The sequence below is a fragment of the Alishewanella sp. BS5-314 genome, from assembly GCF_025377695.1.
In the GTDB taxonomy this organism is placed as follows: domain Bacteria; phylum Pseudomonadota; class Gammaproteobacteria; order Enterobacterales; family Alteromonadaceae; genus Alishewanella; species Alishewanella aestuarii.
In genome coordinates, this window is the sequence record NZ_JACEHJ010000001.1 from 388,807 (window position 1) to 401,864 (window position 13,058).

The 13,058-nt window shown below is 53.8% G+C and carries 10 protein-coding genes; 5 read left to right on the forward strand and 5 right to left on the reverse strand.

Going from position 1 to position 13,058, the window contains the following annotated elements:
* Positions 1 to 16: 16 nt before the first annotated feature.
* Together H1D31_RS01800 and nudF are read right to left on the reverse strand one after the other, a co-directional pair.
* Complete coding sequence (locus H1D31_RS01800; protein ID WP_008951069.1) at positions 17 to 451, reverse strand: DUF1249 domain-containing protein; 435 nt, start codon at positions 449 to 451, stop codon at positions 17 to 19.
* On the reverse strand, positions 445 to 1,086 hold the full coding sequence (nudF, locus tag H1D31_RS01805; protein WP_261255455.1) for an ADP-ribose diphosphatase: 642 nt from the start codon (positions 1,084 to 1,086) through the stop codon (positions 445 to 447). The genes H1D31_RS01800 and nudF overlap by 7 nt, the downstream gene beginning before the upstream one ends.
* Positions 1,087 to 1,212: 126 nt before the next feature.
* Between nudF and tolC the strand changes: the two genes are divergently transcribed.
* From tolC to H1D31_RS01820, 3 genes are all read left to right on the forward strand, one after another.
* Positions 1,213 to 2,508 (forward strand): outer membrane channel protein TolC, encoded by a 1,296-nt coding sequence (gene tolC / locus H1D31_RS01810; RefSeq protein ID WP_261255457.1) that lies wholly within the window; start codon positions 1,213 to 1,215, stop codon positions 2,506 to 2,508.
* 115 nt (positions 2,509 to 2,623) lie between these two features.
* Positions 2,624 to 3,547 (forward strand): LpxL/LpxP family Kdo(2)-lipid IV(A) lauroyl/palmitoleoyl acyltransferase, encoded by a 924-nt coding sequence (lpxL, locus tag H1D31_RS01815; protein ID WP_261255459.1) that lies wholly within the window; start codon positions 2,624 to 2,626, stop codon positions 3,545 to 3,547.
* Positions 3,548 to 3,567: 20 nt separating this feature from the next.
* The gene (locus tag H1D31_RS01820; protein ID WP_261255462.1) at positions 3,568 to 4,152 is read left to right on the forward strand and encodes a toxin co-regulated pilus biosynthesis Q family protein; all 585 of its coding nucleotides are present in this window, start codon (positions 3,568 to 3,570) and stop codon (positions 4,150 to 4,152) included.
* Here H1D31_RS01820 and glnE read toward each other — a convergent pair.
* The gene (gene glnE, locus H1D31_RS01825; RefSeq protein WP_261255465.1) at positions 4,121 to 6,928 is read right to left on the reverse strand and encodes a bifunctional [glutamate--ammonia ligase]-adenylyl-L-tyrosine phosphorylase/[glutamate--ammonia-ligase] adenylyltransferase; all 2,808 of its coding nucleotides are present in this window, start codon (positions 6,926 to 6,928) and stop codon (positions 4,121 to 4,123) included. The two genes, H1D31_RS01820 and glnE, sit on opposite strands and share 32 nt — an antisense overlap.
* A gap of 9 nt (positions 6,929 to 6,937) precedes the next feature.
* Positions 6,938 to 7,867, reverse strand: coding sequence for an inorganic triphosphatase (locus H1D31_RS01830; protein ID WP_261255467.1), 930 nt, complete (start codon positions 7,865 to 7,867; stop codon positions 6,938 to 6,940).
* Positions 7,868 to 7,981: 114 nt separating this feature from the next.
* Here H1D31_RS01830 and H1D31_RS01835 point away from each other — a divergent pair, with 114 nt between their 5' ends.
* Positions 7,982 to 8,581 (forward strand): TIGR04211 family SH3 domain-containing protein, encoded by a 600-nt coding sequence (locus H1D31_RS01835; protein WP_261255468.1) that lies wholly within the window; start codon positions 7,982 to 7,984, stop codon positions 8,579 to 8,581.
* Between the two features lie 9 nt (positions 8,582 to 8,590).
* Here the strand turns inward: H1D31_RS01835 and H1D31_RS01840 are convergent, their stop codons facing one another.
* A complete protein-coding gene (locus H1D31_RS01840; protein ID WP_008609190.1) occupies positions 8,591 to 9,106 on the reverse strand; it encodes an Lrp/AsnC ligand binding domain-containing protein in 516 nt (171 codons plus the stop codon).
* Between the two features lie 134 nt (positions 9,107 to 9,240).
* On the opposite strand from H1D31_RS01840, the gene putA reads away from it, so the two are divergent.
* Positions 9,241 to 13,017 (forward strand): bifunctional proline dehydrogenase/L-glutamate gamma-semialdehyde dehydrogenase PutA, encoded by a 3,777-nt coding sequence (putA, locus tag H1D31_RS01845; protein ID WP_261255472.1) that lies wholly within the window; start codon positions 9,241 to 9,243, stop codon positions 13,015 to 13,017.
* Positions 13,018 to 13,058: the final 41 nt, after the last annotated feature.

Sequence of the window (13,058 nt, forward strand, 5' to 3'; positions counted from 1 at the left end):
AGTTAGCAAGATACTCTTAAGGCAATACTTCTGGCTCGGCGCGGTAACCGGCGCGGGCGCAGAGCCGCAACCAGTCGCGGAGCAGCAGATTAATCTGACGTTTTTCATCCGGTTGCGACATGGTCGGGTTCGGATAAGGATAAACCGCCGCAAACCGCCATTGCTGCTGTACCCGCACCACTTCCGCTAAGCGGGCGTCGTGATAAAGCTGCACATCAAAGCTGGGCTGAAAGTAATGCTGTTGTCCCTGCCAGAGCTCAATTTTTAGTTTGGTGGTAAAGGGCGCGACGTCCAGAATAGTCAGCCGGTAAATATCCTGACTACTAAATTGAATAAAGCTCTGCTCTGCCACCGCCAACACCGGCGGCAACAGCCGGTGCAAAGCGGCATAGTTACGCTCACACAGGCTTAAAAAATCCGGCAGTTTTGGCACATAGACGCTTTTTAACAATCAGTCCCCCAACGTGCAGTTACGTCTGCTAAATGCAGCGCCAACCATTGTAGTGCAATTACGGTGGCCGCATTATCAATTTTGCCCTCCGCCAGCAACTGCATCGCAGTGGCACGGGGTAACAGATGCACCTTAATATCTTCGTGTTCTTCAGCCAGCCCAAACACCCCTGGCGTCACCGCAGCAGTTAACCGCCCCAAATACAGCTGGATCCGTTCAGTACTGCCTCCCGGACTGGAATAGTAGTGTAACATGGGCCACAGCTCTGTCAGCTGAATGCCGGCTTCTTCTTCGGCTTCGCGCCGCGCTGTCAGTTCCGCACTTTGTCCGGGTTCAATCATGCCGGCAATCGCCTCCAGCAGCCAGGGACTCTGCTCACTACCAACAGCACCAATCCGGAACTGCTCCACCAGTACCAGCTCATCGGTTTGTGCATTGTACGGCAGCACTACTACCGCCTGTCCGCGCTCAAATAATTCGCGAGTCATGACGTCGCTCCAACCTCCGGCGAAGCACTTATGCCGTAACTGCCAGCGCTCAATCCGGAAAAAGCCCTGAAAAACCGTGCTTTTGTCGATTATCTCCAGATCCGAAGCGGAAAAAGACGGATACTGCTCAACCTTGAATTCTGACATCGGTGTCCTCACATTTTGTTACACTCTTCAGGGTAACTTTACGGTTTAATCTTTACCTAGTTTACGTTAACAGGTTATCATTTGGGCACTTATACGCACTTTCCTATACCACCAGGATTTATAAAGATGAAAAAAACCCTTTTAAGCACCTTGGTGCTGTCATCTCTGAGCTTTTTCAGCCTGCAATTAAGTGCTGAGGATTTACAAGCCGTTTATCAGTTAGCCACCCAGAAAGATCCGGTGGTACAGCGGGCGGCCGCAAACCGTGACGCTGCCACAGCCCGTATTGATGTCTCCAGATCACGCTTGTTGCCCTCGGTCAACTTTGGCGCCGATGTTACGCGTAGCAGCCGCGATAACCTACGCTTTAGCGGCAGTAACACCGTCGGTGCCGGTATCCGGGCCAGCCAATCGCTGTTCGACTGGAGTAACTGGCAAGGTTTGTCCCGCGCGGAAAAAGTCGCGCTACAAAACCAGACCGTTTACAACGCCGAAGTGCAGGCCTTGATTGTCCGGGTGACCAGTGCTTACTTTGATGTGCTGCGGGCCCGCGATAACCTGACCTTTGTCGAAGCAGAAAAACGCTCAGTAGAGCGCCAGCTGGAGCAAACCAAACAACGCTTTGCCGTGGGTTTAACCGCCATTACCGACGTGCATGAAGCACAAGCACAGTTTGACAGCGTCGTTGCCCGTGGCATCAGTAGCGAAAACGCGCTGGAGAATGCCCGCGAAGCGCTACGCGAAATCACCGGCCAGTATCATGCTGAAATTGCGCAGTTGAATACCGATAAATTTTCTGCGTCACGGCCATCACCAGAGGTGGTCAGCGAGTGGATGAATATCGCCGAGCAAAATAACCTGACGTTACAGGCACAGCGTATTGCGCTGGATGTGTCGTCGCTGGATATCGAACTGGCCAAAGCTGGTCACTTGCCAACCCTGGATGCCACCGCAAACCTGGGCGTTTCGAAAACTTCAGGCTTTGACCGCGCCGATAGCAGCTCTGTGGGCATTAATCTGTCAGTACCCATCTATGCCGGTGGCGGTATCGAAGCGGGCGTGCGGGTCGCGCAAGCGAATTATGTTGAGGTTAGCCAGGCACTGGAACAAAGCCATCGTTCCGTCGTACGGCAGGTGCGTAGTTCTTTTAATAACGTCAACTCACAAATGTCAGTGATCCGAGCTTTGGAACAAGCGGTAATTTCGGCGCAAAGCGCACTGCAGGCCACAGAAGCCGGTTTTGAGGTTGGTACCCGGACTATCGTTGACGTGTTGCTGAGCACCCGTAACCTGTTTGACGCCCAGCGTAATCTGGCCGGTGCCCGTTATGACTATATTCTGGCCCAGCTGCAGCTAAAGCAGGCTGCAGGTAATCTGACCGAACAGGACCTGCTGGCAATTAACGCAGCCCTGACTAACTAAGTTGGTTGCGGGTGTAGCTCAGGCTGCACCCGCCCATGCTCCTACCAGTTTCAGCTTTCCCGCAGTCATTTTTCCGTTACAATACCGGCAACCTGAGTTTTCGGATGCGTAGATAGTGGTGAATGCTCCCCGTTTTAGTTGGCGTTTTTTGTTACCGCAATACTGGCTGGTATGGCTGGGTGCGGCCTTTCTGTACCTGCTCAGTTGGTTACCTTACCGCGTATTAATGGGCATTGGCGCCACTTTTGGCCGCTTATTATTCAAGGTACTGAAATCCCGTCAGAAGATTGCACGCCGTAATTTGGAGCTGTGTTTTCCCGAGATGCCCGTGACCGAACGCGAAACCCTACTTTGGCGTAATGCCGAAGAAAGTGGCAAAGCTATGCTGGAAACTGTAATTGGCTGGTGGTGGCCAGATTGGCGGATCCGTAAGCTGGCCCATTTTAAAGGCTACGAACATATTCAACAGGCGCTGGCTGAAGGCAAGGGCGTGTTACTACTGGCAGCCCACTTTCTGCATCTGGAAGCGGCTTGCCGGGTATTCGGCTTAACGCATCCCAGTGTTGGCTTTTACCGGCCAAACAACAACCCACTGTGGGACTACTTGCAGTACCATGGCCGCGCCCGCTCGAATAAATATATGATTGGTAAGCGGGATGTCAAAGGACTTATCCAGGCCCTGAATGAACAGGAAGTGTGTTTTTATCTGCCGGATCAGGACTATGGCCGCAATCGCGCCGAATTTGTGCCTTTTTTTGCTGTTGCTGAGACAGCGACCACGACCGGTACCCTGCTGTTTGCCAATGCCGCTAACTGCGTGGTGATCCCGGTTATCACCAGTCGTTTAGCTGACTATCAGGGTTATCAGATTGAAATTCTGCCACCGTTTCAAGACTTCCCCAGCGGGGACGATAAACTGGATCTGACCCGGGTAAATCAGTGGGTGGAACGGGCGGTATTGCAACAACCGGAACAATATATGTGGCTGCACCGGCGCTTTAAAACCCGACCGGATCCCAATGCGCCCTCGCTTTACTAAATCTGGCGCCGGAGCGACCTATGAAAGTATTTGTTAATGTGATTTTACTGCTGCTGGGCATAGTGCTGATCTATTTTTTGGTGATTAAACCTGATGTATTGATCAATCCGGAAAAAACCAATACCGCAGCAGAGGGCTTCAGCCGGTTTTATGCCAACTTCCGCAATAGCATTATGCAGGGCAGCTCTAAGAGTGAGTATATTATTACGCTGCAAGATAGCAGCAAAGACCTGATCCCTCAGCTACGCCGGCGCGAACTTCAGGTAACGGCAGCCGATCCAGCCTGGCGCGGCGCTAATACCCGTCGTCGTTTTCAGGCCGGTGAAACAGTCAAGCAGGCGCTGGGCCAATACGCACAACAAGAAAATCTGGTACTGTTTTGGACTCTACCACGCGACTATGTGATTAAGCAGTTCTTTGAAACCAACGGTACCCTGCTGGATACCGTACAAGAACTGGCATTTACCATCAGTCCCGACTTTAAACAACGGGTTACCGGTTGGTACTGCCCGCGGGCACGGGCTCTGGTGATGACCGATCTGGAACATGAGTATCTGCGGCAGAGCTGTATCGCTACGGCACAATCGCTGCCGGCTCGTCGTTAAGCCACTGCTGCCAGGCCTGGTTGACGGCCTGGCGCAATAATACCAACCGCTGTTCGTTACTGTGCTGCAAATTGCTTTGCATGGCCGGCATCAGCGTGGCGCGGTGACCCACCCCTCGTAACAGCTGATAAGCTTCGGCAAGTTGTTCCGCTTGCTGAGGGCTAATTAAGCCAACCTGAGCCGCCGCCTCCAGGATCCGGATATTGTCACTGTATTGATAGAGCTCGGCATGTTGTGCGCCATAAGCCAGTACCAGGTACTGACTGATAAACTCCAGATCAACAATACCGCCGACACTATGTTTAACATCCGTGCTGTCGGCACCATGGTGCTGACGCAGCTTTTGCCGCATGTCACGCACTTCCTGCTGTAATTTTGCCAGCTCTCTGGGTTGACTGAGGATTTGTTGCCGGATCCCGGTAAAGCGGGCACTCAGGGCCGGCGAACCAACGATCAGGCGGGCACGCACCAGCGCCTGATGCTCCCAGGTCCAGGCCTCTTGCTGCAGGTACTGCTGATACGTATCAATATGGATCGCCAGCAAGCCGGAATTCCCGGATGGTCGCAAGCGGGTATCAATCTCATACAGCACCCCACTATTGGTACGGGTGGTACTCAGATGCAGAATGCGCTGCACCAGCTTCAGGTAAAATTGCAGCGAATCAATAGCCCGCTCGCCGCTGGTTGGCGCCTGGCTCTGACATTGATGCACAAACACCAAATCCAGATCGGAGCCATACCCCAGTTCCAGCCCCCCCAACTTACCGTAACCTATTACCGCGAAACCTTTATCCTGCTGACTGGCGCCGGCTGGTAAGCCGAAACGCTCGGTCATTTGTTGCCAGGCCAGCTCAACCAACTGTTCGATAATGACTTCGGCCAGCCAGGTCAGATGATCGCTGACTTTCATCAGTGGCAACACCCCACTGATATCGGCAGCAGCGATACGTAACTGCTGAGCCTGTTTAAACTGCCGCAGGCTTTCCATCAGTAATTCCAAATCATCCTCCGGCACCCGCAGCAGATAGAGCCGTAAGCGATCCCGGTAATCATCTTTATTAGCAACCTGATATAGCTGCGCCGGATCAATCAGCTCATCCAACAACATCGGATAACGGGCCAGATGCTCGGCCAGCCAGCCACTTTGCGCGCACAACAGGACCAGTTGTTGTAAGGCCGGTGGATTTTCAAACAGCAACTCAAGGTAAGCGGTACGGGTAACAATTTGCCGGAACACACCGAGGATCCGGCTTAATACCGCCGCCGAAGCCTGCTGCTGTTCCAGCCAATGCAGTAAGCGCGGGATCAACTTGGCCAGATAATCGCGGCCGCGCGGCCCGACAGAGCGTCGCTGACAATCTTGTTTAAATTGTTGCAGTTGGGCAACCAATTGCTCAGCCTGTTCGCTATCCAACCAGTCGAGCTGTTCCGCCAGTTCAGTGCTGGGTAGCTCACTATCCCATAACAGCCGCCCGAGACTGATCTCTTCGGCGTCCAATTGCTGCTCGGGCTCGATCACCTGTTTAAACTGGCTATGGATACGCTGCATCGCCTGTTCAATCTCGGCGGTCAGCGCGGACCAATCCGACCGCTGCAAAGCCGTCAGCAGCCTCTGTTGCTGCTCAGGATCGGTCGGCAGGGTTTGCGTTTGCTTATCATCCATGCCTTGCAGCGCTTGTTCAACCCGGCGCAACCACAGGTAGTCTTGCTCCAGCATGGTCGCACTGGCTGCGTCCAGGATCCCCTCTGTCCGAAGCGCCTTGAACGCCAGCAAAATAGAGGCTTGCTGCAAACTGGGGATCCGGCCGCCACGGATCAGTTGCAGGGTTTGCACAATAAATTCAACTTCGCGAATGCCACCGGCCCCCAGCTTGATATTGTCACGCCGGTTACGGCGGCGATTCTCCTGCTCAATCAGCTGCTTCATCCGCCGCAGCGACTCAATGGCCGAGTAATCGATATAGCGCCGATAAATAAATGGCTTCAGTAGCGCGGTCAGCTCCGCACTGTGACAGGGGTCCGGATTCAGTACCCGGGCTTTTAACATGGCGTAACGTTCCCATTCCCGGCCCTGCTCCTGATAATAGTCTTCCAGTGCCGCAAAGCTAAGTACCAACGGGCCGCTTTCCCCAAAAGGGCGCAGCCGCATATCGACCCGATAGCAAAAACCATCCGCCGTTACCTGATGCAGGGCGGCGATCAGTTTTTGCCCTAACTTGGTAAAAAACTGCTGATACTCCAACGGCCGCCGGCTGCCAGCAATTTCACCATTGGCCGGATAAGTAAAAATCAGATCAATATCTGATGAAAAATTGAGCTCGCGCCCGCCCAATTTGCCCATGCCCAGGATCAGTAGCGGCATCGGCTGTCCTTGCTGATCCAGCGGGGTACCGTGTAAGGCACTGAGTTGTTGGTACGCCCAGTGATAAGCACTGTTAATCAGGCAATCTGCCAGCGCGGAAACCTGACTCAGGCTGGCAGTGATCGGTTGTAACTGCAGAATGTCCGCAGCCAGGATCCGGCTCAGGCTGGCATTGCGGTATTGTCTTAGCAAGGCAAAGGCTTGCTGCTCACTGAGATCCGCTGTTTGCGCCAGCGGATCGCTAAACCCCTGCTGTAAGCTACTTGCCAGCCGTTCCGACTCAATCAGTTCGCTGACTAATGCCGGTTGTTGCTGCAGTGTTCTGGCCAGAAAGTTGCTGGCCTGCAGCAACAGATGCAAGTTAGCCTGCTGTGATGGCGTTAAAATGGAGACGATTGAGTCAGTGCTTGTCATCTTTTTTCCTCAGCAGCCGGATTGCTGGCGTTGCCACAGCAAACGGGACAACTTTAGCAACCATAATTGATAACTTTGCTGATTGAACAGCAACCCCTGCTGCTCAACAAGCTGGCGCAACAGGCCACGGCCCTGGCTGGCAAGCAGTTGCTCGCCCTCATCCTGCAGGATATCCGCCAGCAGCTGCAGCTCAGCTGCGACATCCTGCAGCAGCGCCAGATTGAGTTGCTGGCTATAACAATTCTCCAGTTGCTGTAAGCGCTGTAAATGTCGTAGCAAACGTTCCGCTGGCAGTACTGAGAGTGGGATTTCAGGCGGATAAGGAGTGCCATGCTGCAGATAAAGCTGATACCCTCTGGCCGCTTTACTCAACCAGCCTGCCCTCAGTGGCAAAGCCTGTAACAGAAACTCCGCCAGGTCAAACAACGCCAGGGCGTCGCCATCCAGCAGTTCCAGCTCCAGTTCAGAAATCAGCTGCCGGCGCTCACCGGAGCGTACCTCGCCCTGATCATAGACTATTTCAATCAGTGCCTGTGGCGAAGTCAGCTGCCAGCTCTGCCGGATGAAGTCGGTGCGAAACAGCTCCAGCAAGTGCTGTTGTAGTACTGCAGGCTCGGCCTGTGCCGGCCAGATATTGCTTGGAAAGGCAGCCAGCTCTGGCACCACACCAGCGCAAGGCAGATTATATTCGGGCCGGATCTGCAAAGCGCCATGCTGTTGCCCCGCCAGTTTAATGGTTTGCTCAAATTTTCCCTGCTTTTGCCGGCTTCGCAACCCCATGTCGTGGCGACGGAACCATTGCTGTGGGGTATCAAAATAGGCATTTAGTAACGGCTGAGCAGGGTTTGCCGTAACTTGCCCATAGAGCGCCAATAGCTTACCCACTTGCGGTGCGTCGGCTGCACCGACTAAAAACTTTAACTCTAGCTCCAGACTCATACTGATCTCTCCTGCAATAACACAGCGCCGGTATTAGCCCTTGTAAACTGCTACACAACTGCCTATCATCGCCAATACCCATGCACTACTGCTTTGATTTTGGTCAGGATACCTATGTTCAGTTTATTTCGCAGCTTTTGTCAGTGGTTATTTTTGCTTAGCCTGCTGCTTTGTGTGTCTGTAGTTAAGGCGCAAACCAGCGCTACCCCAGCCTTTATTTCCGATAATCTGGTAGTTTATCTGCACTCAGGTCCGGGTAATCAATACCGGATTATTGGCACCCTGACCGCTGGCAGCAGCGTGCTGCGCCTGGCTGAAGAAGAAGGCTATGTGCAGGTGCAAACCGAGGATAACCGCAGCGGTTGGTTACCGAAAGAACACTTGAGCTTAACCCCGGGTCTGCGGGCGCAGTTTACGGAACTACAGAGCCGTTTTGAACAGCAAAGCGTCCGTTTAACTGAGCTGGAACAGGATAGCGGTCAAGGGCAACAAGTGGTGCAGCGCCTGACGCTGGAACGCGATCAGGCGCTGGCCGAACTGGAACAGCTAAAGCGTACTAACGAGCGACTTAGCAATGAACTGGATGCGCAGCAAGCCAGCTTCTGGCAGCAACCTATGGTATTGGGCGGCGCCATCTTACTGTTTGGTCTGTTATTCGGGCTGATTTTGCCGAAGCTGGTACCACAGCGTCGTAACAGCGATCGCTGGATGTAACACGGCTCGCTAACTTTGTGCCGGTGGCGTACTCGCATCGGCATGCAGTTTCAGCGGCAAGCCCTGGTCGTTTTTTACCTGCTCGATCACCACATAAGTATGGGTTTGCGCCACACCGGGCAAATCCACAATCTGCGCCAGAATACTGCGGTAGGCTTCCATATTCGGCAGCCGCAGTTTCAGTAAATAGTCAAAACCGCCCGCCACCATATGGCACTCCGCCACCTGCGGAATTTGCACCACGGCATCGCGGAACTTATCAAACACATCGCTGGTGGTGCGGTCCAGCGTGACCTGAATAAAGGCCGCAGTACCATAGCCGAGCTTACTGCTGTTTAGCCTGGCACCATAGCCTTCAATAAAGCCCTCTTTTTCCAGCCGCTTTACCCGGTCAATACAGGGGCTGGCGCTTAAATTCACCTTCTTTGCCAGGTCGACATTGGCAATACGCCCTTCTTTTTGCAGCGTATCCAGAATACTAATATCGATCCGGTCTAACGCTTTAATTTTGCTGTTCGTCGTCATGGCAGTATTTTTTTGGGTTTTGGCTATTATTGACAGAATTATATACGGTTAAATTAAAAAAATAACCACCCTATGCGGCAGCCTTTTCTCTACAATGCCGCCAATAATATGGCCTACTTTCAGGATACTTTTCTATGCTGTTTAACGGTTCACTGGTTACTACCGACCCGCTGCGTCAAACCATCCGCAATCACTACCGCGCCGATGAAGATCAGGTGTTAGATTTTCTGCTGCCGCTGGCCGAGGTTGATGCCAAAACCCGCAGCCGTGCCTGGGAGCGGGCCCGTCAGCTGGTGCTGTATATCCGCCAGTCACAGGTTGGCAAAGGCGGTGTTGATGCGCTGTTAAACGAGTTTTCGCTGTCGACCGAAGAAGGTCTGGTGCTGATGTGTCTGGCCGAGGCCCTGCTGCGGGTACCGGACAAAACCACCGCTGACCGTTTAATCCGCGACAAGCTGTCACAGGGTGACTGGAGCTCGCACCTGGGCAACAGCAGCTCACTCTTTGTCAACGCCTCGGCCTGGGGTTTGTTGTTAACCGGTAAGCTGGTGAATTACTCCGACGACGAGCGCAAGCAGCAATTTGGTTTATTAAAACGCACCTGTGGCCGTTTAGGCGAGCCGGTGATCCGTCAGGCGGTGCGTTATGCGATGCAAATTATGGGCACTCAGTTTGTGCTGGGCACCACCATCGACAAAGCCTTAGCGCGTGCGGTGGAAATGGAAGCCAAAGGCTTTAGCTATTCATACGATATGCTGGGTGAAGGCGCCCGCACTATGGCCGATGCTGACCGCTACTTTGCCGCCTATATGACGGCGATCCATGCCATCGGTAAAGCGGCTAACGGCCGCGGCCCGATTAAGAGCCCGGGCATTTCGGTGAAATTATCGGCTATCCATCCACGTTACGAATTCAGCCATCTGGACCGGGTGCATGCCGAGCTGGTCCCGCGTCTGAAACAGCTGGCACTGGCTGCCAAGTCTTACAATATTGGCTTTACCGTTGATGCTGAGGAAGCCGATCGGCTGGATATGTCGCTGGATGTGATTGGCGCGGTATTCAGCGATCCGGATCTGAACGGCTGGGAAGGCTTTGGTTTAGCGGTACAGGCCTATCAGAAACGTGGCTTGCATGTGATTGAGTGGCTGCGCGAGCTGACGGTAAAAGTCGGTCGTAAGCTGATGGTGCGCCTGGTGAAAGGCGCCTATTGGGATACCGAGATCAAACTGTCACAAGTGGAAGGGCTGGACGATTTCCCGGTATTTAGCCGCAAACCGTCAACTGACGTCTCCTATCAGGCCTGTGCTAAAAAACTGCTGGCGTACCGCGATAGCATCTATCCGCAGTTTGCTACCCACAATGCCTATACCGTGGCCACTATTCTGGAAATGGCCGGCGATCTGACCGGTTTTGAATTCCAACGTTTACATGGCATGGGCGATGCACTGTATGACTTAGTGGTTGCCAATGAAAAAGTGCCCTGCCGTATCTATGCCCCTGTTGGTGAACACTCGGATCTGTTGGCCTACCTGGTGCGGCGCTTACTGGAAAATGGTGCCAACAGCTCCTTCGTCAACAATATTATCGACGAGAGCATTCCGGTCGAGTCGCTGCTGCAAGATCCGGTTGAAGTGGTAAAAAGCTGGCGCCAGAAGCGCAATCAGTCTATTCCGCTGCCAGCGAATTTATATGGCGCCAGCCGCCTGAACTCAAAAGGCATGGATCTGACCGATATTAATCAGCTAACGCCACTGAAACAGCATATGTCTGAGTTTGAGCAGCAGATCACCAGCCAACAGGCACCGGACGGTGCGGTAGCCGTGGTCAATCCGGCGAACCTGCAAGAAGTCATCGGCTATCTGCACTACCATAGCCCGGAGCAAATGCAGCAACTGCTGGCCAACGCCGAGCAGGCCTTTACCAGCTGGTCGGCAACCGCCATCAGTGAACGGGCCGCACTGCTGCGTAAGTTAGCCGATGCCATGGAGCAACACCGCGACGAATTATTAACTCTCTGTGTCAAAGAAGCCGGCAAAGTACTGGCCGATGCGGTAGCCGAAGTACGCGAAGCGGTCGATTTCTGCCGTTACTATGCCCATCAGGCCGAGCTGTTGTGTGCCAAACCACAGCAGGCGCGTGGGGTATTCTTATGTATCAGCCCGTGGAACTTCCCACTGGCAATCTTTATCGGTCAGGTCGCGGCAGCGATGGTAGTGGGTAATACCGTGGTCGCCAAACCGGCAGAACAAACCAGTCTGATTGCGCTGCGTACTGTGGAATTACTGCGCGAATGCGGTATGCCGGAGCATGTGGTGCAACTGGTGATTGCACCGGGGCGTCAGGTTGGTGAACACATAGTGCCGGATCTGCGGGTGCAAGGCGTGATGTTTACCGGCTCTACCGAAACCGGCTGCTGGATCGCCCGTAAACTGGCAGAGCGCGGCGGCGAGCCGGTACCACTGATTGCCGAAACCGGCGGTCAGAACTCTATGATTGTTGACTCTACCGCCCTGCCAGAGCAAGTGGTCGATGATGTAATTTCATCTGGCTTCCAGAGTGCCGGCCAGCGCTGCTCGGCGCTGCGGGTGTTATTCCTGCAGGAAGATGTGGCCGATAAGATTATTGCGATGATTAAAGGCGCCATGGCCGAGCTGCATGTTGGCGATCCGGCCTGGTTAAGCACTGACCTGGGCCCGGTTATCGATGCCAAAGCCCATGACCGGCTAACCAGCCATGTGAATTATTTAAAGGATAAAGCCAAGCTGCATTATGCCTGTGCTATTCCGACAGAGGGCGAGCATTATTTCTTCGCACCGCACCTGTATGAAATTGCCGATTTGACGGTGCTGGAGCGTGAAGTCTTTGGTCCGGTGGTACATATCATCCGCTTTAAGGCCGAAGAGGTGGAAGATGTGATCCGGCAAATCAATGCTACCGGCTATGGCCTGACCATGGGCGTACACAGCCGGATTGAGCAGTTTACCAGCAAGGTCGCCCGCGAAATCAAAGCCGGTAATATCTATGTTAACCGCAATATGATTGGCGCTGTGGTAGGCGTGCAGCCTTTCGGTGGCCGTGGTCTGTCTGGTACAGGTCCGAAAGCCGGTGGCCCGCTGTATCTGGAGCGGCTGGTAAAAGACAACCTCAGTGTTGATTGTGCAGTGCTGGATGCAGCGAAAAAAGCCCGCTTACTGGCCGAAACCACCAGCAGTGCTGTGGCTTATGCGATGCCGGCAGCTGCAGTGGCGCAGCAGAAATGGTCACAGCTGCCAACCACGGCGCGTACCTCCGTACTGCGGCAATTCCTGGCGTCCCTAGCCAGCAATCAGGTGGTAAGCCGCCAGGAGCCGGATCTGGAGCAGGTATTAATGGTCGCCCGCGCCAAACTGCAACGGGTTGAATTGGAATTAAACCGTCCGATTAACCTGCCTGGGCCAACCGGTGAGAGTAACGTGCTGGTGCTGGATCCGCGTGGCATTCTGGCCTTATTGCGCGATGACAGCAGCAGTTTTAGCCACTGGTTACTGAGCATTATCACCGCGCTGGCGGCCGGTAATGCCGTGATCACCGCAGTGGAAGATGCCGAGCTGCCAGAAGCCGAGGCCTGTATTAAAGCGCTATTGGCGGCGGGTATGCCACAGCATTTACTGGCAGTAGTCCGGCTGGATTGTCTGACAACCTTGCTGGCGCATCCGGAATTAAACGGCGCCATTATTGAGGTTAGCAGCGCGCTGAAGCCACTGGCCGCTGAGTTGATTGCGGCCCGTGAAGGCGCCATTCTGCCGCTGATTACCTCACCGGCCGATGAGCGGATGCTACACCGTCTGGTCACCGAAAAGACTATAACCATCAATACCACAGCGGCCGGCGGTAATGCCTCGCTGATGACGATGGCGGATAACGTCGGTTAATAGCGGATTTTTTTGTTAAATCAACGTAAAAGCCCACCAGA